Raw genomic sequence first — 21360 nt, forward strand, 5'->3', positions numbered from 1 at the left:
CGTTGCCCCGCCACCGCGGGGAGGAGGAGGTAACCGGAGCGGGCGGGCGCCGGGTGGGCACCGGCGTCCCGGCCGGGTCACGGAGAGCGGGTAGGCGCGGCGCGGACTAGGCCTTCGTCGCTCCGGCGGTCAGTCCGGAGACCAGGTGGCGCTGTGCGAAGCCGAAGACGAGGCCGGCCGGGACGGCGACGATCACGGCTGCCGCCGTCATGGAGCCCCAGTCCGTGCCGTAGCGGTTGACGAAGTTCTGCAGACCGCCCGCGAGCGTCTGGTTCTCCTCGCCCGTCATGAACGCCGTCGCGTAGGCGACCTCGGCCCAGGCCGTGACGAAGGAGTAGAACCCGGTGACGGCGATGCCCGGCTTGGCCAGCGGCAGGATCAGCCGCCAGAAGGTGCCGAACGGGTTGAGCCCGTCCACCCGCCCCGACTCGTCGATGTCGACGGGGATCGTGTCGAAGAACCCCTTCATCATCCACGCGCAGAAGGGCACGGCCACCGTCAAATACGTGATGATCAGGCCGGCGGGCTGGTTGAGCAGGCCCAGGTTGGCCATGGTGTTGTACAGGGGCACGATGAGGACCGCCATCGGGAACATCTGTGTGATGAGCAGGATCCACATCAGCGGGCGCATGCCGGGAAAGCGGAACCGGCTGAGGGCGTAGCCCGTGGTCGCCGCGATGAATACCCCGATGACGGTGGTGCCGACGACCACGATCAGTGAGTTGCCGAACCACGACAGGAAGTGGGTGTCGGCGACGACGTGCCGGTAGTTGCCGAGGGTGAAGTCCTTGACCAGCGCGGTGGTGAACGACTCGCTCTTCGGCTTGAACGAGGTGACCAGCAGCCACAGCGGGGGGAACAGCGCGCAGACCGTGCCGGTCAGCAGCCCGGCATGCAGCCCTACGGAGGCCGCCGGTGTCCTCGTCCGGCGACGCGGCCCTCCACTGTGCGGTCTCCCGCCGCGCGGGCTCGCCTCGCGCGGGCTGCCGCCCTCCGGCTCCCGGGTGCGTGCCTTGGCGGTTCGCGACGTCGTCATCGTCACCACGCCTCCCCCTGGCGGCGCAGCGCCCGCCGATAGACGACCGTGAACAGCGAGAGCAGCAGCAGGATGAGCACGCCCCAGGCGGCCGAGGTGGCGAAGTCGCGGGGGCTGTTCACGAAGGACAGCCGGAAGGCGTAGGTCACCAGGATCTCCGTCGAGTCCCCGGGGCCGCCCTTGGTGAGCAGGTAGATCACCGGGAACATGTTGAACGTCCAGATGGTGCTGAGCAGGACCACCGTGCTGCTGACCGCGCGTACCCCCGGCAGCGTGATGGTGCGGAACCGCTGCCAGGGCCCGGCGCCGTCCATCTGGGCCGCCTCGTACAGCTCGCCGGGTATCGCCTGGAGCGCCCCCAGCATCGCCACGATCATGAACGGCACGCCCAGCCACACGTTGACCGCGACCACCGACAGCTTCGCCCAGGTCGGGTCGCCCAGCCACGGGACCGCGTCGATCCCGCCGCCCTCCAGCACCTTGTTCAGCAGCCCGTTCTTCTCGTTGAACAGCATCTTCCAGGCGAAGACGGAGACGAACGCGGGAATGCCCCACGGCACGATCATCGCCACCCGGTAGAAGGTGCGGCCCTTCACGCGCCGGTTCAGCATGTTCGCGAGCGTCAGCCCCAGCGCGAAGGTGACGCCGACGCACGCCGCCGTCCACACCGCCGTCCAGCCGAGCCGGTCCCAGAAGACGCTGTCGGACAGGATCGTGCGGTAGTTCTCCAGGCCGATGAAGTCGTAGGTGGCCGGGATGTCGTTCACGCCGATGTGGCGCTCGACGTTGGCCTCGTCGGCGTCGGTGAGGGAGAGGTAGACACCGCGGGTGAGGGGGTAGCCGATGATCAGTCCGATGACCAGGATCACCGGGGCCACCATGGCCCACGCGTACCAGTGTCTCGCCGACAGGGCGATGATCCGCTTCATGTTCCTTCGCTTCCCTTCTCCGCGGGGCGGCCCGTTTCCGGCCCCCGGGAGTGGCCCCTTACTTGTAGTCCTTCAGGAGCTTGCGGAACTCGTCCCCGACGTCCCGCGCGGCCTTGTGGGGCGACCTGCCGCCGGCGAGGACCCCGTCGACGCCGACCCTGATGGGCTCGAACAGCGCGTTGCCCTGGGCGATCCACGGCCGCTGCACCGCCTTGTCGACCGCGGGCCGGAAGAACTCGACCATCTCGTTGCCGCGCACCGCGGGCTTGGCGTACACGGACTTGCGCGTGGGCAGGAGTGACAGCTCCTTCGTGGTGCGGGCCTGCACCTCGGCGCTGCTCATGTACTTGACGAACTCCTGCGAGGCCCGCATGTTCTCGGTGCCGGCGTAGACGGACAGGTTCCAGCCGCCCTGCGGCGCACCCTGCGCCTTGCTGCCGGCCGGGACGGCCGCCACCCCGAGGTTGTCCTTCTTGCCGCCCTTGAACTCCTTGCCCTGGCGGGCGAGGGCGAGGTCCCAAGGGCCGTCGATGATCATGGCGACCTTGCCGTCCTGGAAGGCCTTCATGCCGTTCTCCTGGCCGTCGCTGGTGTCGGTGACCGCCGCACCGGAGTCGACGAGGTCCTTCATGGTGGCGAAGGCGCGCACACCGGGTTCGTCGTCGACGGTGACCTTCTTGTGCCGGGGATCGAGGAGGTCGCCGCCCTCGCCGTAGAGGTAGGGCAGGAACCAGTAGGGGTCGTCGCCGCGCAGGTAGAGCGCGGTGGCGCCGGTCTCGTCCTTGATCTTCTCGGCGTTCTTCTTCAGCTGCGCGAAGGAGGTGGGCACCTTCACGCCCGCCTCTTTCAGCAGCCGCTTGTTGTAGAAGAGCCCGAGGGTGTCGGTGACCTGCGGGACGGCGTACGTCTTGCCCTCGAACTTCGTGGAGCCCGCCGCCGTCTTGAGGTAGTCGTCCTCGTCGTGCAGGGCCGGGGTGCCGTCGAGGGGGGCGAGGTAGCCGAGGTTGGCGAAGTCGGCGACCCAGGCGACCTCGGTGCGCATCACGTCGGGGGCGCCGGAGTTGCCGCCTGCGGCGTTCTTGAACTTCTGGTTGGCGTCACCGAAGTTGACGTGCACGTACTTCACGTCCACCTTCGGGTGTTTCTTCTCGAAGTCCTCGGCGATCTTCTTGTAGGTGTCCTTCTCGCCCTCGTTCGAGGTGTCCCAGAAGGTGACGGTCCCTTCGATCGCGCCGCTGGAGGCGTTGCCGCCGTCCGCGTCGCCGCCGCAAGCCGTTGCCGCAAGAGCCAGTCCCGCTATCAGCGCGGTGGCGCCTATGCCACGCCGCATGTCCGATCCCTCCGCCAGGTGAGAGCGCGCGCCGTGAGCGGCGCTCGGCTGCGGAGGAACGTAACAGCGGCGCCCCGCGATTGAAAGAGCTTGCGGCAAATTTCTGCAAGGGAACGGGTGGGCTGCCGCGCGTGCACGCGGACCACGTAACTCCGGGCACCTGTCCGCGTTGTGACCCTTGACACCGGCTTGCCACACTTCGCCCCCCGCCTCGGCCCCGGTCGCACCCGAAGGGGAACACCCGTGCCCCAGCACGCCACCAACCGGCACACCGACCCGCAGCACACCGGCTCCCAGCACGCCGACTCCCAACGCACCGACTCCCAGCACGCCGTCGACGCGGGTCCCGCGCACGCGGACCACGCCCACACGCGCCCGCGCGGCTGGTGGCGCGACGCCGTCATCTACCAGGTCTACGTCCGCTCGTTCGCCGACAGCGACGGCGACGGGGTCGGCGACCTGCCGGGCGTACGGCAGCGGTTGCCGCACCTGGCCGGGCTCGGCGTGGACGCGCTGTGGCTGACACCGTTCTACGCCTCGCCGCAGATCGACGGCGGCTACGACGTGTCCGACTACCGCGCCGTCGACCCGCGCTCCGGCTCCCTGGACGACGCCAGGCAACTGGTCTCCGAGGCCCACACGCTCGGGCTGCGCGTCCTGCTGGATCTCGTGCCCAACCACACCTCCGACGCGCACCCGTGGTTCAGGCGGGCGCTCGCGGGCGACGCCGGGGCGCGGGCCTGCTACCACTTCGTGCGCGGCAGGGGCACGGCGGGCCAGGAGCCCCCGAACGACTGGGAGTCCCTGTTCGGCGGCCCCGCGTGGAGCCGGGTGCCGGGCGAGGAGGGGCTGTGGTACCTGCATCTGTTCTCCGCCCACCAGCCCGACCTCGACTGGCGCGCACCGCGCGTCCACGAGGAGTTCGACTCGGTGCTGCGGTTCTGGCTGGACACGGGGGTGGACGGGTTCCGCATCGACGTGGCGCACGGCATGGTCAAGGCCGAGGGACTGCCCGACGTCGGCGCGGGCGAGCAGGCCCGCATGATCGGCACCCGGGTGCTGCCGTTCTTCGACCAGGACGGCGTCCACGCCATCCACCGGGCCTGGCGCAGGCTGCTGGAGTCCTACGGGCCCGACCGGATCTGCGTCGCCGAGGCGTGGGCGCCCACGGCGGAACGCCTGGCACGGTACGTGCGCCCCGACGAGTGCCATCAGGCGTTCAACTTACACTTTCTGCAAGCCGGCTGGGACGCGGAGGAGGTGCGCCGCGTCATCGAGGAGTCCATGGCCGCGGCCACCACCGTCGGCGCCCCCACGACCTGGGTCCTGTCCAACCACGACGTGGTGCGCCACCGCACCCGCCTGGGCTCGCTCGCCAGGGCGCGCGCCGCCGCGCTGCTGATGCTCGCGCTGCCCGGATCCGCCTACCTCTACCAGGGGGAGGAGCTGGGCTTGCCCGAGGTGCGGGACCTGCCCGACGAGGCGCGCAGGGACCCCGCCTTCTCCCGCGGCGCCGAGGGCGCCGTCACCGACGGGCAGGAGGGGATGCGGGACGGCTGCCGGGTCCCCATGCCGTGGACGGCCGAAGGCCCCTCGCTGGGCTTCGGCCCGGACGGCGGCTGGCTGCCCCAGCCGGAGGAGTGGCGGTCGCTGTCCGTCGAGGCGCAGACCGGCGACCCGCTCTCCACGCTGGAGCTGTACCGCACGGCGCTGCGGCTGCGGCGGCTGCGGCCGGGGCTCGGTGACAGCGCGATGGAGTGGCTGACCGCACCGGAGGGTGTGCTCGCCCTCTCCCGTCCCGGACTGGTGTGCGTCCTGAACACCCGCGACGAGGCGGTGGAGGCGGCCGCGCCCGGCGAGCTGCTGCTGTGCTCGGCGCCCGGGGAGTCGCGGGAGTCCATGGAGGCCGGGGCGGGTGCGGGGCGGCTGCGGATCCCGGCGAATTCCTGCACCTGGTGGGCAGCGTGAGGCGCTGCCGGTAAGGTCCAGTCCTGTGACCGCACGGCTAGCTGACATCGCAGCGCAGGCGGGGGTCAGCGAAGCCACGGTCAGCCGGGTCCTCAACGGCAAGCCCGGCGTCGCCGCGGCCACCCGCGAATCCGTCCTGGCCGCGCTCGACGTCCTGGGCTACGAGCGCCCCGTCAAGCTGCGCCGCCGCAGCGAGGGCCTGGTGGGACTGATCACGCCCGAGCTGGAGAACCCGATATTCCCGGCCTTCGCGCAGGTGATCGCGCAGGGCCTCACCAGGCAGGGCTACACGCCCGTGCTCGCCACCCAGACGCCCGGCGGCTCCACCGAGGACGAGCTGACGGAGATGCTGGTCGACCGGGGCGTGGCCGGGATCATCTTCGTCTCGGGGCTGCACGCCGACACCACGGCCGACACCGGACGGTACGAGAGGCTGCACGGCCAGGGCGTCCCCTTCGTCCTGGTCAACGGCTACTCCGCGGGCGTGCGCGCCCCCTTCGTCTCCCCCGACGACCGGGCCGCCATGCGGCTGGCCGTCACCCACCTGGCCTCCCTCGGCCACGAGCGCATCGGCCTCGCGCTCGGCCCCGAGCGCTTCGTCCCCGTCCAGCGGAAGATCGAGGGCTTCACCCGGACCATGCGCGAGCGCTTCGCGACGGACTGCGCGCCACTGATCCAGCACTCCCTCTACACGCTGGAGGGCGGCCAGGCCGCCACGGGCGAGCTGCTGGCGCGCGGGTGCACCGCCGTCGTGTGCGCCAGCGACATGATGGCGCTCGGCGCGATCCGCGCCGCCCGGCAGCGCGGGCTCGCCGTTCCCGACGACGTCTCCGTCATCGGGTTCGACGACTCCCCCCTCATCGCCTTCACCGACCCGCCCCTGACGACGATCCGGCAGCCGGTGACCGCGATGGGGCAGGCCGCCGTCCGCACCCTGCTGGAGGAGATCGGCGGCACCCCCGCACCGCACACCGAGTTCGTCTTCCTGCCTGAGCTGGTGGTACGCGGATCCACCGCGTCCCGCAGGCATCCCTGAGAACCCTTCCACGCGCGCCTCCACCGCGGGGTGGAGGCGCGTGGGCCAAGACCCGACCGCAGGATGATCGGCCGGTTCACCCCGTCTGGCAGACTGTCGCTCTATGGGGGTACCGACCACGAGGACCGAAGAAGACACCCGGCACGAGACAGACGAAGCCGCGGCGCAGCACACCCCTGCGCGCTCGGGGACGAGCGAGGACGCCCGCCCCCGCAGAAGCGCCCTGGCCAGGTGGCGCTCCCCCCGGCACCCTCGCCTGTGGTTCGAGATCGCCCTCATCGCGATCAGCTACTGGACGTACTCCCTGATCCGCAACGCCGTCCCGGAGCAGCGTGCCGAAGCGCTGCGGAACGCCGACTGGATCTGGCGCACCGAACACACCCTCGGCATCGCCGTCGAGGCCTCCGTCAACCACGCCATAGGCGGGGTGACGTGGCTGATCGTCTCGATGAACTACTACTACGCCACGTTGCACTTCGTGGTGACCATCGGCGTGCTGGTGTGGCTCTACCGCGCCCACCCCGGGCGGTACGCCGCGACCCGGCTGGTCCTCTTCGCCACGACGGGGTCGGCGCTGCTCGGCTACTACCTCTTCCCGCTGGCGCCGCCGCGGCTGATGGGCGGCGGGCACTTCATCGACACGGTGAACGTCCACGAGACGTGGGGCTCCATGGCCTCGGGGAACCTGGCGCAGATGTCGAACCAGTACGCGGCCATGCCCTCCATGCACATAGGGTGGTCCGTCTGGTGCGGCATCACCATCGCCATGCTGGCGCGGCCCGTCTGGGTCAAGGTGCTGGGCGCCCTGTATCCGGCGACGACCCTGCTGGTCATCGTGAGCACCGCCAACCACTTCTGGCTCGACGCGGTCGGCGGCCTCCTCTGCCTCGCCCTCGGCTTCGCCCTCTCCTTCGCGTGGTACGGCCGCGTCTCCTACCGCCTGCCGAGGTGGGCCGCCGCCCCCGCGTGAGCCTGCCCCGGCGTGGTCACTCCGCGTCGTAGAAGAGGCGGTCGACCACCGCGCGGGCGCGGCGCGTGACGCGGCGGTAGTCGTCGAGCATCTCTCCCACGTGGCCGGGCTCGTAGCCGAGGTAACGGCCGACGGCGGCCAGCTCCCGCGACTCGGAGGGGAAGGTGTCACCCGGCCTCCCGCGCACGAGCATCACCGCGTTGCGCACCCGGGAGGCCAGCACCCACGCCTCGTCGAGCACCTCGGCATCGTCCGCCCCGATCAGCCCGGCCTCCCGGGCCGCGGCCAGCGCCTCCCGCGTCCGGGGGGTCCGCAGCCCGGGCACCTCGGCCCCGTGCCGCAACTGCGTCAGCTGCACCGTCCACTCCACGTCGGTGAGCCCGCCGCGCCCCAGCTTGGCGTGGGTCGTCGGGTCGGCGCCGCGCGGCAGCCGCTCGCTCTCCATCCGGGCCTTGAGGCGGCGGATCTCCCGTACGGAGTCGTCGCCGAGCCCGCCCGCCGGGTAGCGGAGCGGGTCGATCAGCTCCACGAACCGCTCCCCGAGCCCGGCGTCGCCCGCCACGAACTCGGCCCGCAGCAGCGCCTGGCTCTCCCACACCACCGACCAGCGCTCGTAGTAGGCGGCGTACGAACTCAGCGACCTGGCCAGGGCTCCGGACTTGCCCTCGGGGCGCAGATCGGCGTCGATCACCAGCGGCGGATCGGTGCTGGGCAGCTGGAGGAGCCGCCGCATCTCGGTGGCGACCGCGAACGCCGCCTTGCCCGCCTCGTGCTCGCTCACGCCCTCGCGCGGCTCGTGCACGAACAGGACGTCGGCGTCGGAGCCGTAGCCCATCTCGTGGCCGCCGAAGCGGCCGACGCCGATGACGGCGAACCGGGCGGGCAGCTCGTCACCCCACTGCGCGCGTACGGCCGCGCGCAAGGCGCCGGCGAGCGTGGCCGCGTTGAGGTCGGTGAGCGCGTCGCCGACCCGGTCCAAAGCGGCGCCCGGCTCCTGCTGGGCCACACCCTCCGTGCCGTAGGCGCCGATCAGGTCGCCGGCGGCCGTACGGAACAGCTCCCTGCGGCGGACACCGCGCGCCGCCGCGACGGCCGCCTCCGCCCCTTCCGCACGGCCCACCGCGGCCAGCGTCTCCTGGAAGAGCGCGTCCCGGGAGCGGGGCCGCAGCCCGTTCTCGTCCCCCAGCAGAGCGACGGCCTCGGGGGCGCGCAACAGCAGGTCGGGGGCGAAACGCCCGGCGGACAGCACGCGCGCCAGGTTCTCGGCGGCGGCCCCCTCGTCGCGCAGCAGCCGCAGGTACCACGGCGACTTGCCGAGCGCGTCGGAGACCTTGCGGAAGCCGAGCAGACCCGCGTCCGGGTCGGCGGAGTCGGCGAACCAGCCCAGCAGCACCGGCAGCAGGGTGCGCTGGATGGCGGCCTTGCGGCTGACGCCCGAGGCCAGCGCCTCCAGGTGGCGCAGCGCCGAGGCCGGGTCCGCGTATCCGAGGGCCTCCATGCGCTGGCGGGCCGCCCGGGCCGACAGCCGCTCCTCACCGGCCTCCAGCTGGGCGACCGCGTCCAGCAGCGGCCGGTAGAACAGCTTCTCGTGCAGCCGCCGCACCGCCGAGGCGTGCCGCCGCCACGCCTTGTGAAGCTCGGTGACGGGCTCGCTGCGGTAGCCGAGGGAGCGGCCCAGCCGCCGCTGGTCCGCCTCGGAGTCGGGCATCAGGTGGGTACGGCGCAGCTGGTAGAGCTGGATGCGGTGCTCCATGGTGCGCAGGAAGCGGTAGGCCGCGTCGAGCGCCGCCGCGTCCTGCCGCCCCACGTAGCCCCCGGCGGCCAGCGCGTCGAGCGCGTCGAGCGTGTTGGGGCTGCGCAGCGTCGTGTCGCTGCGGCCGTGCACCAACTGCAGCAGCTGCACGGCGAACTCCACGTCCCGCAGGCCGCCGGGCCCCAGCTTCAGCTCCCGCTCCACCTGCGCGGCGGGGATGCTGGCGACGACACGGCGGCGCATCTGCTGTACGTCGGTGACGAAGTTCTCCCGCTCGGCCGCCTGCCACACCAGCGGCGTCACCGCGTCCACGTACTCGTAGCCCAGCTGCGCGTCGCCCGCCATCGGCCGGGCCTTGAGCAGCGCCTGGAACTCCCACGTCTTCGCCCAGCGCTGGTAGTAGGCCAGGTGGCTGCTGAGGGTCCGCACGAGAGGCCCGTTCCTGCCCTCGGGACGCAGGTTCGCGTCCACCGGCCAGATCGTGCCCTCACCGGTCGTGTCCGAACAGATCCGCATCATGTTCGCCGCGACCCGCGTAGCCGCCCTGAGCGCCTCCGCCTCGTCTCGGACACCGCCCGTACCGCACGGCTCCGCCACGAAGATGACGTCCACGTCCGAGACGTAGTTCAGCTCGTTGCCGCCCGCCTTGCCCATGCCGACGACGGCCAGCCGGCAGGCCGCCGCGTCCTCGGGCGCCGCCCCCCGCGCCAGCGCCAGCGCCCTGCGCAACGTGGCCGTGGCCAGGTCGGCGAGTTGCGCGGCGGTGTGCGCCAGATCGTTGGTGCCGCACACGTCGCGGGCCGCGATGCCCAGCAGCGCCCTGCGGTACGCGACGCGCAGCGTGTCGCGGTCACCGGCCTGACGCAGCGCCGCCTCGAACTCCTCGATGCCCGGGTGCAGATCGGCGGACTCGTACGTCGCCAGCGCCTGCCAGTCGTGCGGGTGACGCGCCAGGTGATCGGCCAGCGCGTCCGAGGCCCCGAGCACACCGAGGAGCCGGTCACGCAACGGTTTCGCGGTCAGAAGCGTACCCAGAAGAACCTGCGGGTCCTCCTCCGCCTCCAGCGCCTCGACGAGCCGGAGCAGCCCCAGCAGCGCCAGATCCGGATCGGCCGTGGCCCCCAGCGCGTCCAGAAAAAGAGCGTCGTCGCGCACGGACGCCAACGACGGACTGTCCAACAGCCGCGTGGCCGCGGCGGGATCCGTGAACCCACGCCGCAACAGCCGCCCATAAGCCGTGGGCCTCCGCCCACCTTGTGCCACGCTCACTCCTCGACACCTCTCACCCTGGGTGACCTATTGTTTCCCCCTCCCCAAGAGCCCACCACCCGCCCACAACCACCGCCCCACCTCACTCAAGAGGGAGCCGGCTCTCCCCCAGGGGGCTCCTAGGGGGGGCGGAGCCCCCCGTAGCGGGGGGCAGTTGGGGGGCGGAGCCGCCCCAACGCCCGGCCGGCGAGGCCCCGGGGGTTTGGGGGCGGAGCGCCCCAACCACGGCCGAGGGCACCCTCACGAAAGAAGGGGAAGACCATGGGGCCAGGGGCGCAGCCCCGAAAAGGGCAAACTCACAACACGGGGAGCGACTTGCGGAGCTCGAACGCAGTGACCTCAGACCGATACTCCTCCCACTCCTGCTTCTTGTTCCGCAAAAAGAAATCAAACACGTGCTCCCCCAACGTCTGAGCGACCAGCTCACTCCGCTCCATGGCACTGATGGCCTCGCCCAGATTCTGCGGCAGCGGCTCGATCCCCATGGCGCGCCGCTCCGCGTCGGACAGCGCCCACACGTCGTCGTCGGCCCCGGCGGGCAGCTCGTAGTCCTCCTCGATGCCCTTGAGCCCGGCGGCGAGCAGCACCGCGTAGGCGAGGTAGGGGTTGGCTCCGGAGTCCAGCGACCGCATCTCGACGCGGGTCGAGCCCGTCTTGCCGGGCTTGTACATGGGCACGCGCACCAGCGCGGAGCGGTTGTTGTGGCCCCAGCAGATGTAGGAGGGCGACTCCCCGCCCTCGCCCGCCGTCCGGTTCGCCCCGCCCCAGATGCGCTTGTAGGAGTTGACCCACTGGTTGGTGACGGCGGAGATCTCGCCGGCGTGCTTGAGGAGGCCGGCGATGAAGGAGCGGCCGACCTTGGAGAGCTGGTATTCGGCACCTGACTCGTAGAAGGCGTTGCGGTCGCCCTCGAAGAGGGAGAGGTGGGTGTGCATGCCGGAGCCGGGGTATTCGGAGAACGGCTTGGGCATGAAGGTGGCCTGGACGCCCTGTTCCAGCGCGACCTGCTTCATGACGAGGCGGAAGGTCATGATGTTGTCGGCGGTCGAGAGCGCGTCGGCGTAGCGCAGGTCGATCTCCTGCTGGCCCGGTGCCCCCTCGTGGTGGGAGAACTCGACGGAGATGCCCATGGACTCCAGCATGGTGATGGCCTGGCGGCGGAAGTCCATGCCGACGTTCTGCGGGGTGTGGTCGAAGTATCCGGAGGAGTCGGCGGGGACGGGCCGGGTGCCGTCGACGGGCTTCTCCTTGAGCAGGTAGAACTCGATCTCGGGGTGGGTGTAGAAGGTGAAGCCAAGGTCGGAGGCCTTGGCGAGGGCGCGTTTGAGGACGTAGCGGGGGTCGGCGTAGGAGGGTGAACCGTCGGGCATGAGGATGTCGCAGAACATCCGGGCGGTCCCGGGGGCCTCGGCGCGCCACGGCAGTATCTGGAAGGTGCCGGGGTCGGGCTTGGCGATCATGTCGGATTCGTAGACGCGGGCGAAGCCTTCGATGGCGGAGCCGTCGAAGCCCATCCCCTCGTCGAACGCCTGCTCCAGCTCGGCGGGCGCGACCGCCACCGATTTCAGGAAGCCGAGGACGTCGGTGAACCAGAGCCGGACGAACCGGATGTCCCGCTCCTCCAGCGTGCGGAGCACGAACTCCTGCTGCTTGTCCATCGGCAATCACCCATCCTCGCTGGTCCGGTCAGCCTCCCCGGTCCGTATGGCCGAGGTTGCGTCGGTGACACCTCCTAGCGTCCCGCCGCACAGTTTCCCGCAGGTTGCACACGTGTTGACGGTGCCCCACGCCCATTGCACCAGACACCGGCGTTCCGGGCCGCCGCCGCGTCGCGTCCCGGGTGCTCTACGCGCCGGAGACGCTCAGGCGGCGGGCTGCTCGCGCCACGCGGCGAGCAGCCGGCGGTAGGCGTCGGTCGCCGCGTGGAGCTTGTCCACCGAGCAGGTCTCGTCGGTGGTGTGGGCCTGTTCGGGGTCGCCGGGACCGTGCAGGAGTACCGCAGGTGAGCCGAGCTTCCCGGCGAGCACGGACGCGTCGGTGAAGTAGGTGGCGTAGTCCGCCACCGGCACCCGCCCGTCACGCCCGTCACGGCCACCTGCGTCACCGGCGCCCTCGGCGCCACCTGCGCCGCCCGCACCCGCCGCCGTGCCGTGCAGCGCCGTGCCGTGCAGCGCGGTGGCGAGCCGTGCGACGAGTGGGCCGGACGGGTCGGTGGCGATACTGGGCAGGTCGAGGAGACGCTCGATGCGGGTGCCGGGTGCGGCGAGTGCGCCGACCTTCGCGAGCGCGTCCTCGGTGCCGAAGCCGGGAACGGTGCGGATGTCGAGGTCGAGTTCCGCGTGGTCGGGCACCAGATTGGGCTGCACTCCGGCGCGGAAGGCGCCGGGGTTGACGGTGACCGGGCCGTGCGTGGGGCTGACGGGCCAGGCGTCGTGCGTGTGCAGACGGGTCGCGGTGGCGGCGAGCGCCACCAGCGCGTTCTCGCCCAGCTCGGGGCGGGAGCCGTGGGCGCTGCGCCCGTGCGCGGTGAGCCGCAGCCACAGGGCGCCTTTGTGCCCGAGGACGAGCCGGTTGCCGGTGGGTTCGGCCACCAGCAGCGCGGGGCTGGGCGCCAGGTCCGTCAGGTGCCGCGCCCCGTCGCAGCCGGTCTCCTCACCGAAGGTGAAGACGAGCTGGAGCGCGGCGGCCCGCGCCCCGGCGTGCCCGGCCCCCTCCGGGGCCCCGGCCCCGGCCACGTGATCGAGCGCGGCGCAGACGAGGGCGGCGACCCCGGCCTTCATGTCGCTGCTGCCCCGGCCCCGCAGCCGGTCGCCGTGCACCTGGCCGCTGAGCGGGTCGAAGGACCAGCCGGCGGGGTCGGCGGGCACCGTGTCCAGGTGTCCGGTCAGGGTGAGCGGGGTGCCCGTTCCGTACCGGGCGACGAGGTTGGCCCGGCCGGGCTCCGGTTCGTCGAGGCGCACGGCGAAGCCCGCGTCGTCCAGCAGCGTGGCGAGCAGGGTCGCGGCGGGCTTCTCGTTGCCGCCCCGGGTGTCCAGGGTGATCAGGCGCCGGGCGAGCGCGAGCGGCTCGCGGGGCGGGTCGGCGGAGAGCGCGGCTATGGACTGGGACGGGTGGGGCGGCCGGGTGTCGGGCATGCGGGGCTCCCTTGTCGGTACCGAGGGGGACGGGTGCCGCGGCGGGCCGGCCGTCAGGCGCCGGGCGCCGTGGCCGAGCCGCGGATGACCAGGTGCAGCGGGAAGACGCGGGTGACGCGCTCTCCCGCCCGGTTCTCGACCCTGGCCTGGACGAGGTCGAGCGCGGAGCGGGCGAGGTCGGCGACGGGCTGCTGGAGGGTGGTGAGCTTGGGCCGCAGCCACTCGCCGACGCGGATGCCGTCGCAGCCGACGACGGACAGGTCCTCGGGGATGCGCAACCCGTGCAGTTCGGCGGCCGAGAGCATGCCGACGGCGACGATGTCGCTGCCCGCGAAGACGGCGGTGGGCGGTTCGGCGGCTCCGGTCAGGTAGGGGAAGGTGCTGGCGCCGAACTGTTCGGTGTAGGGGCCGTGCAGGACGAGGGAGTCGTCCACCGGCAGGTCCGCGTGCCGCATCGCGTCGCGGAAGCCGCGCAGCCGGTCGCGGCTGGTGGACAGCTCCGGCGGGCCCGCGACGTGCGCGATGCGGCGGTGTCCGAGCTGGGCGAGGTAGGCGGTGGCCTGGTAGGCGCCGCCGTAGTTGTCCACGGAGATGGCGTCGGCCTGCGAGGTGTCGGCGATCTCCTCGTCCAGGACGACGACGGGCAGTCCGCCGCTGATGGCCTTGACGAGCCGCGGGTTACGGCGGTGGATGCCGACGTAGATCATGCCGTCCACCGCGTCGGTGCGCGCGACGAGTTCGCTCAGACCGGCCTCGCGGCGGGACTGCCGGCCGGTGACCCCGACGACGAGCGAGATCCCGCCGGCGGCGGCCGTGGCGGCGATCTCCTCGGCCAGCTCGGCGAAGAACGGGTTGACGAGGTCGGGCACGATCAGCGCGATGACGGGGCTCGCGGCGGGGGCGGGGGCCTGTGCGGGCTCCGGGGCCGCGGCGGGCGGCGCCTCGTATCCCAGGTCGCGGACCGCGGCGTCGATGCGTCCGGCGGTCTCGGGGTTCACCTTCAGCTGCCCGCGCAGGTACCGGGACACCGTGGACGCCGAGACGTGTGCGTGTTGCGCAACACGGGCCAGGGTCACGCTCTCCTCCTCTTCGCCGGTGTGCGCATGTGGCTCCAGAGTGTACCGACTGTCTTTCTTCCTCCACCCATTGACTGCGCACAACGGCAGTCCTAACGTTGCGCAACAACAAGCAAGACGGCACAAATTTTGCGCAACACCTAGGAGACAAGCATGGCCCGCGTCCTGCTCGCAGGCGAGTCCTGGATCAACGCCTCGACCGACTTCAAGGGCTACGACGCCTTCCCCCACGCCCAGCTCGAAATCGGCGCCACCCCGCTCATCGAGGCGCTGGAGGCCGAGGGGCACCAGGTCACGCACCTGCCCTCGCACGCGGTGGCGACCGACTTCCCCGAGACGCTGGAGAAGCTCGGTGCCTACGACGTCGTGATCCTCTCCGACATCGGCGCCAACTCCCTGCTGCTGCCTCCGCAGGTCTTCGCGCAGGGGCGGCCCTTCCCCAACCGCCTCAAGCTGCTCGCGGAGTGGGTGCGCCGGGGCGGCGGGCTGGCGATGGCCGGCGGCTACCTGAGCTTCCAGGGCTTCCAGGCCAAGGCCAACTACCACGACACCCCCGTCGAGGCCGTGCTGCCCGTCTCGATCCTCCCCTACGACGACCGCGTGGAGTGCCCCGAAGGGGTCACCGGCGAACTGTCCGGCGAGGAGCACCCCGTCACCGCCGGGCTCGACGCCACCTGGCCCCTCCTGCTCGGCTACCAGAAGCTGACCGCCAAGCCGGACGCGCGGGTGCTGGCCACCGTCGAGTCCCGCCCGCTGCTGGCCGTACGGGACGAGGGCGCGGGACGCACGCTCGCCTTCGCCTCCGACATCTCCCCGCACTGGGCCCCCACCGAGTTCATCGAGTGGGCGGGCTACCGGCGGCTGTTCCACCAGGCCGTGAGCTGGCTCGCCGGAAGCACGGAGTGACCCCCCATGGCGCCCACGCGGGGCACGGTGGCGGGCCTCCCCGGGGTGGCCGTGCGGCCGAACACCGCGCGGCCACCCCGTACCGCCTGGCCACCCCGTACCGCCTGGCTACCCCGTACCGCGCGGCCACCCCGTACCGGAGGAACGAGCACGCTCCGTAACGGGGAGGCGAGCGCACCCGGCGGCCCAGAGACGGCCCCGCCGCTGGAAGGCGCGCACACCGCGCGGCACAGAGGCGGTCGCGGTGCCGGCGGACACCGCGCGGCGGACCCGTACGCTGTCCCCGGAAGGGGATCTCGTCGCCCTGGAAGCCGACGGCTGCGCGGTACTGCCGCGCGGCGCCGAGCGGACCGTCCACGGCGCAGCCCGTACCGGCGCCCCTGCCCGCACCGGCCCGGCCGGGGCCACCGCCACGGCCAGTAACAGCTTCGGCACCGCGCCGGCGGACGCGCCGCCCGACAGCGCCGCCCCGCCCGACGCGGGGCCCCCTGGGCGAGCGCCGTGGTCGCGGTCACCCCCTCCGGCAGGGCGCCGCGAGCTCCCCGCCGGCCCCCTCGGACATCCCCGGGTCCCCTTCCAGAACGCAGCGCGAAAGGGCGGCGACACGATGACCCACCTGACTCCCCCGGCCCCGGCCCCCGCCGTGGCCCCCGAACCCCGGCAGCGCACGCCCCGCGGCGCGACCACCGCCCTCCTCGTGGTCGCGACCGTGCTGGCCGGCACCCTCAGCCCGCTCCAGTCCACCGTCAACGGTGCCCTCGGCAAGGAGATCGACGACGGCAACGGTGCCGCCGTCATCTCCTTCGGCAGCGGTCTGATCCTGATGGCCGTCCTCGTCTTCGCCCGGCCCGCCACCCGCCGCCAGGCCCTGGCGCTGCCCCGGCTGATCCGCGGCGGCGAGGTCGGCTGGTGGAACTACCTGGCGGGCCTGTGCGGCGGCGCCGTGGTCCTGTCCGAGGGGATCGCCGTCGGCGCTCTCGGGGTCGCCGTCTTCCAGATCGCCCTGATCTGCGGCATGGTCATCTCCGGCGTGATCTGCGACCGGTTCGGGGTCACCTCCGAGGTCAAGCAGCCCGTCTCGGCGCCCCGGCTGCTGGGCGCCGTGCTCGCCGTCGGCGCCACCACCCTCGCCATCTCCCCCGCCCTGCACGTGCCAGGCGCGGTCGTGATGGCCGTGCTGCCGTTCGCCGCCGGGCTGCTGGCCGGCTGGCAGCCCGCGGGCAACGCGGCCGTCGCCCGCTCCAGCGGCTCCGTGCTGGTCTCGATCGGCTTCAACTTCCTGGTCGGCTTCACGGTGCTGCTGATCGGCTACCTGATCCGGCTGGGCACCGGGTCCGGGCACTTCGCGCTGCCGGACACCTGGTGGATGTACACCGGCGGCGCCCTCGGGCTGCTGTCGATCGCCTTCATGGCGCTGCTCGTACGCGGCCTGGGGCTGCTCCTCCTCGGGCTCTCCTCGGTGGCGGGCCAGCTGCTGGGCTCCCTGATCCTCGGTGCCATCAGCCCGTCCCTGGGGGAAGAGATCCACCTGGCGACCATCGGCGGTACGGTGCTGGCGCTCGTCGCCGCGGGGATCGCGATGATCCCCTCCCGCGCCCCGCGCGGCACGCACGTCGCGGAGCAGTCATGACCACCCCCGCGAGCACAGCCCCGCAGCCCCCGTACGGGCCGGTCGTCCAAACGGTCTCGGGCCCCGTCCCCGCCGACCGGCTCGGACTCGTCCTGCCGCACGAGCACCTGTTCAACGACCTGTCCGGAGTGCGGAACCCGCCCTCCTACGGCTTCACCGAGAAGCTGCCCGAGCGGCCGGTGAGCGCCTCGGTGGCCTGGGCGCTGCGGCACGACCCGTACTGCAACCGCGACAACGTCGCCCCCAAGCCCCTGGCCGACGTGGTGCGGGAGATCGACGCGTTCCGCGACTGCGGCGGCGGGACCCTGGTCGATGTCACCTGCTCCGCGGCGATCGGGCGGAACCCGGAGCTGTTGCGGCAGGCGGCCGAGCGCGGCGGCGTCCATGTCGTGATGGGGTGCGGCGCGTATCTGGAGCGGTTCGAGGGCGGGCGGATCGCCGCCGCGGCCGAGGAGCAGGCGGCGCGGATCGTCGCGGAGCTGGACCACGGCGTCGGCCCGCACGCGGTACGGCCCGGCATCATCGGGGAGATCGGGGTCTCCCCCGCGTTCACCGAGGCGGAGCGCGCCTCGGTGCGGGCGGCCGCGCTGGCGCAGCTGGATCGGCCGCACGTCCCGCTGATGCTGCACCTGCCGGGCTGGCAGCGCCGGGCGCACGAGGTGCTCGACCTGGTGCTCGACGAGGTCGGGGTGGCGCCAGGGCGGGTCGTGCTGGCCCACATGGACCCCTCAGGACACGACGCCGCCTACCAGGAGTCGGTGGCGGCACGCGGGGTGTGGCTGGAGTTCGACATGATCGGCATGGAGGTCGCCTTCCCCGGGGAGGGGGCCGCCCCGTCGGCTCCGCAGACGGCCGAGGCGGTCGCCCGGCTCGTCCGGCGCGGGCATGCGGGGCAGCTCCTGCTCAGCCACGATCTGTTCCTGAAGCAGATGTGGACCCAGCACGGTGGCAACGGGTTCACCTTCGTGCCCACCGTCTTCGGGGAGATGCTGGCCGGCCGGGGGCTGGACCGGGCCTTGATCACCCGCCTGACCCACGGCAATCCCGCCCGCATGCTGGCCCCCGGGGCGGCCGGCTGACCGCACACGGTCACCGCGGGGTCGGGGCCCCCTGGTCAGCAGGGCCTCGGAGGGCGTTCTCACTGGTCGGCAGGGCCTCTCCGGCACGGGGAATGCACACTGGTCCGAGAGCATTGACGAGGATGTAGTTCAACAATCAACTACTTCATCGACGAGCGCACGAGGACGGCGAGCACCATGACGGCCACGGCCACCACCCCCACGCAGTTCGGGATCTTCACCGTCGGCGACGTGACACCCGACCCCACCACGGGCCGGACGCCGACCGAGCACGAGCGGATCACGGCGATGCTGACCATCGCCCGCAAGGCCGAGGAGGTCGGACTCGACGTCTTCGCCACCGGCGAGCACCACAACCCCCCGTTCGTGCCGTCCTCGCCGACGACCATGCTCGGCTGGATCGCCGCCCGCACCGAGCGGCTGATCCTGTCCACCTCCACCACGCTGATCACCACCAACGACCCGGTCAAGATCGCCGAGGACTTCGCGATGCTCCAGCACATCGCCGAAGGCCGCGTCGACGTGATGATGGGCCGCGGCAACACCGGACCCGTCTACCCCTGGTTCGGACAGGACATCCGCCAGGGCATCCCGCTCGCGATCGAGAACTACGCGCTGCTGCGCCGGCTGTGGACCGAGGACGTCGTCGACTGGCAGGGCCGCTTCCGCACCCCCCTCCAGGGCTTCACCTCCACCCCGCGCCCCCTGGACGGCGTCCCGCCCTTCGTGTGGCACGGCTCCATCCGCAGCCCCGAGATCGCCGAGCAGGCCGCCTACTACGGCGACGGCTTCTTCGCCAACAACATCTTCTGGCCCAAGGACCACTTCACGCGCCTGATCAACCTCTACCGCGACCGCTTCGAGCACTACGGACACGGAACGCGACAGCAGGCGTACGTCGGTCTCGGCGGCCAGGTCTTCATGCGCCGGCGCTCGCAGGACGCGGTGAACGAGTTCCGGCCCTACTTCGACAACGCACCCGTCTACGGGCACGGGCCGAGCCTGGAGGAGTTCACCGACCAGACGCCGCTGACCGTCGGCAGCCCGCAGGAGGTCATCGACAAGACCCTGACCTTCCGCGAGTCCTTCGGCGACTACCAGCGCCAGCTGTTCCTGATGGACCACGCGGGGCTCCCCCTCAAGACCGTACTGGAGCAGCTCGACCTGCTGGGCGAGGAGGTCGTGCCGGTGCTGCGCAAGGAGATGGCCGCCGGGCGCCCCGCCGGTACGGCGGACGCCCCCACGCACGCGGCGCGGGTGGCCGCGCACGCGGCGCACGTGGCGCGCACGGGCGCGCGCCACGACGAGCAGAAGGGAGCCGCCGTATGAGGCCCGTGAAACTGGCCGTCGTCTCGGCCGGACTGAGCGAACCGTCCTCCACCCGGCTGCTGGCCGACCGGCTGGCCGAGGCGACCCGCGTCGCCCTGGCCGACCAGGACGCCGAGGCGGAGATCACGACGGTCGAGCTGCGGGACGTCGCCACCGAGATCGCCCACAACTTCACCACGGGGTTCGCCGGCGGGGCGTTGCGCGAGGCGATCGAGCGGGTGACGGAGGCGGACGGCCTGATCGCCGTCACGCCCGTCTTCTCCGCGTCCTACAGCGGCCTGTTCAAATCGTTCTTCGACGTGCTCGACAACGACGCGCTGACCGGCAAGCCGGTGCTTCTCGGTGCCACGGGCGGCACCCCGCGCCACTCCCTGGTACTGGAGCACGCCATGCGCCCGCTCTTCTCCTACCTGCGAACGGTGACGGCACCGACGGCCGTCTACGCGGCGACGGACGACTGGGCCGCGGCGGACGACGGCATCACGCCGTCACTCCCCCGGCGGGTCGCCCGCGCGGGCGGCGAGCTGGCGGGACTGGTCGCACCCCGCACCTCTGACGGACCCCGGCCACAGCAAGAAGAGGTCATCCCCTTCGAGCAACAGCTCGCCGCCCTGCGGGTGGAGGAAGACTGAACGAAGGCCGGGCCCGAGGCGCCTCGGGCCCGGCCCGGCCTTTTCTGAGCCCTGGGCGGTGACCGTGCGAGGGGCCGGAGGCTGATGCCTCCGGCCCCTCGTCCGTCTACGCCCGGGGGAGACGTCACAGTTCCCTTTCGGACGCGTTTTCGCCGTCTCGCCTCGCCGCCGGGCGCGCTCAGCGAGAGGGACCCAGGTGGGTCGGCGTCCGAAACTCTTCGTTCACACTTCTACGAACCTTGCTTCGTGTACATGCCACTGATTACATCGGGGCGCTTCGCACAGCACACGACGAAACGGGGGGATCATGAACACATTCACCAAACGGGGCAAAGCGTTAGGCGGGGCGTTCGCGGCCCTGGCGCTGGCTGCGGCCGCCACGCCGGCCGTAGCCGGCGAGACGGGCACCAACGACGCCTCGAGAAACCACACGTCGTCGCGGGTGCAGTCAATCCCGACAGACGTGCGCGCCATCACCTGGAACATCTGCGGTGCCTCCAAGACCGCGTGCTGGGACTGGTCCTTCGGCGACCGCTACGGGAAAGTCGGCGAACTGGCCGGCTGGGTGCAGCGGGACCCGCGAGTCTCCGTCGTCATGATGAACGAGAGCTGCAAGGCGTACTACGGCAACTACCTCAAGAAGCAGCTCAACGCCACGGGCACCGGCAACTGGCGCGTCAACCACGTCAACGGGCTCGACCTCGAGAAGAAGACGCCGTTCACCTGCGACCCCGACATCAACCAGCCCAAGGACGCCGGGGTGACCATCGCCGTCAAGCAGTTCCCCGGCGGAGACCCGAAGCCCCTCACCCTCACCTTCCCCAGCACCAACGGGCGCCCGGAAGGAACGCAACGGGCCGCCTGCTTCAAGGACGGTCCGAACAAGTTCCTGGCCTGCACGGTGCATCTGCCCGCCGGCGGCGCCGACCCCGACGGACGCCAGCGCGCGGCCACCGTGCAAAGCCTGCACGACCAACTGCTGGCATACCAGGAGAAGGGCTACCGCACCATCGTGGGCGGGGACTTCAACCTCAAGCCCGACGACTCCGAAATCAAGCCCATGTACGAGGACAACTTCGAGGCGGACCCGCAGCACGGGGACACCCAGAAGACGGGAAAGATCGACTACATGTTCTTCTCGGACTACGGGTGGGACCTTCTCAACGGCAACCCGATCCTCACCGGCGGCTCGGACCAGTACAACCAGCACCGCCTGAGCGACCACTGGATGATGCAGGGGACGGTACGGGTCGAGAAATAGCGCGCTACTCCCCGTGCGGTGG

At 71.8% G+C, this 21360-nt stretch carries 16 protein-coding genes; 9 read left to right on the plus strand and 7 right to left on the minus strand.

Annotated features, from left to right (window positions below; genetic code table 11):
• Positions 1–106: 106 nt before the first annotated feature.
• From MMF93_RS09300 to MMF93_RS09310, 3 genes are read right to left on the minus strand one after another with little or no spacing between them, the layout of a single operon-like run.
• Complete coding sequence (locus tag MMF93_RS09300; protein ID WP_423835385.1) at positions 107–1036, minus strand: sugar ABC transporter permease; 930 nt, start codon at positions 1034–1036, stop codon at positions 107–109.
• A gap of 2 nt (positions 1037–1038) precedes the next feature.
• Positions 1039–1965: a carbohydrate ABC transporter permease gene (locus tag MMF93_RS09305; RefSeq protein WP_242750720.1), complete on the minus strand. Its 927-nt coding sequence runs from the start codon at positions 1963–1965 to the stop codon at positions 1039–1041.
• A 58-nt stretch (positions 1966–2023) separates the two neighbouring features.
• A complete protein-coding gene (locus MMF93_RS09310; protein WP_242750721.1) occupies positions 2024–3295 on the minus strand; it encodes an extracellular solute-binding protein in 1272 nt (423 codons plus the stop codon).
• A gap of 243 nt (positions 3296–3538) precedes the next feature.
• On the opposite strand from MMF93_RS09310, the gene MMF93_RS09315 reads away from it, so the two are divergent.
• From MMF93_RS09315 to MMF93_RS09325, 3 genes are all read left to right on the plus strand, one after another.
• Positions 3539–5263: a glycoside hydrolase family 13 protein gene (locus tag MMF93_RS09315; protein ID WP_242750722.1), complete on the plus strand. Its 1725-nt coding sequence runs from the start codon at positions 3539–3541 to the stop codon at positions 5261–5263.
• Between the two features lie 25 nt (positions 5264–5288).
• The gene (locus MMF93_RS09320) at positions 5289–6299 is read left to right on the plus strand and encodes a LacI family DNA-binding transcriptional regulator (RefSeq protein WP_274709439.1); all 1011 of its coding nucleotides are present in this window, start codon (positions 5289–5291) and stop codon (positions 6297–6299) included.
• A gap of 103 nt (positions 6300–6402) precedes the next feature.
• On the plus strand, positions 6403–7269 hold the full coding sequence (locus tag MMF93_RS09325) for a phosphatase PAP2 family protein (protein ID WP_242750724.1): 867 nt from the start codon (positions 6403–6405) through the stop codon (positions 7267–7269).
• A gap of 16 nt (positions 7270–7285) precedes the next feature.
• On the opposite strand, the gene MMF93_RS09330 is transcribed toward MMF93_RS09325, so the two are convergent.
• The 4 genes from MMF93_RS09330 to MMF93_RS09345 form a co-directional block, all read right to left on the minus strand.
• Positions 7286–10285 (minus strand): bifunctional [glutamine synthetase] adenylyltransferase/[glutamine synthetase]-adenylyl-L-tyrosine phosphorylase, encoded by a 3000-nt coding sequence (locus MMF93_RS09330; RefSeq protein ID WP_242750725.1) that lies wholly within the window; start codon positions 10283–10285, stop codon positions 7286–7288.
• Between the two features lie 302 nt (positions 10286–10587).
• A complete protein-coding gene (gene glnA, locus MMF93_RS09335; RefSeq protein WP_114018578.1) occupies positions 10588–11949 on the minus strand; it encodes a type I glutamate--ammonia ligase in 1362 nt (453 codons plus the stop codon).
• Between the two features lie 204 nt (positions 11950–12153).
• Positions 12154–13425, minus strand: a complete 1272-nt coding sequence (locus MMF93_RS09340; RefSeq protein WP_242750726.1) for a M20 family metallopeptidase — start codon at positions 13423–13425, stop codon at positions 12154–12156.
• A gap of 53 nt (positions 13426–13478) precedes the next feature.
• Positions 13479–14501, minus strand: a complete 1023-nt coding sequence (locus MMF93_RS09345) for a LacI family DNA-binding transcriptional regulator (RefSeq protein WP_242750727.1) — start codon at positions 14499–14501, stop codon at positions 13479–13481.
• A gap of 153 nt (positions 14502–14654) precedes the next feature.
• Between MMF93_RS09345 and MMF93_RS09350 the strand changes: the two genes are divergently transcribed.
• From MMF93_RS09350 to MMF93_RS09375, 6 genes are all read left to right on the plus strand, one after another.
• Positions 14655–15407: a glutamine amidotransferase gene (locus MMF93_RS09350; RefSeq protein ID WP_242750728.1), complete on the plus strand. Its 753-nt coding sequence runs from the start codon at positions 14655–14657 to the stop codon at positions 15405–15407.
• Between the two features lie 244 nt (positions 15408–15651).
• Positions 15652–17037: a DMT family transporter gene (locus MMF93_RS09355; RefSeq protein ID WP_242750729.1), complete on the plus strand. Its 1386-nt coding sequence runs from the start codon at positions 15652–15654 to the stop codon at positions 17035–17037.
• Complete coding sequence (locus MMF93_RS09360; protein WP_242750730.1) at positions 17034–18116, plus strand: phosphotriesterase family protein; 1083 nt, start codon at positions 17034–17036, stop codon at positions 18114–18116. Before MMF93_RS09355 ends, MMF93_RS09360 begins: the two co-directional genes overlap by 4 nt.
• Before the next feature lie 177 nt (positions 18117–18293).
• Positions 18294–19445: an LLM class flavin-dependent oxidoreductase gene (locus MMF93_RS09365; RefSeq protein ID WP_242750731.1), complete on the plus strand. Its 1152-nt coding sequence runs from the start codon at positions 18294–18296 to the stop codon at positions 19443–19445.
• The gene (locus tag MMF93_RS09370; protein WP_242750732.1) at positions 19442–20077 is read left to right on the plus strand and encodes an FMN reductase; all 636 of its coding nucleotides are present in this window, start codon (positions 19442–19444) and stop codon (positions 20075–20077) included. Before MMF93_RS09365 ends, MMF93_RS09370 begins: the two co-directional genes overlap by 4 nt.
• A gap of 463 nt (positions 20078–20540) precedes the next feature.
• Entirely contained in the window at positions 20541–21338 is a 798-nt protein-coding gene (locus MMF93_RS09375; protein WP_242750733.1) for an endonuclease/exonuclease/phosphatase family protein, read from the plus strand.
• The last annotated feature ends 22 nt before the right edge of the window (positions 21339–21360 follow it).

The sequence above is a fragment of the Streptomyces tubbatahanensis genome, from assembly GCF_022699385.1.
Taxonomy (GTDB): Bacteria; Actinomycetota; Actinomycetes; order Streptomycetales; family Streptomycetaceae; genus Streptomyces; species Streptomyces diacarni.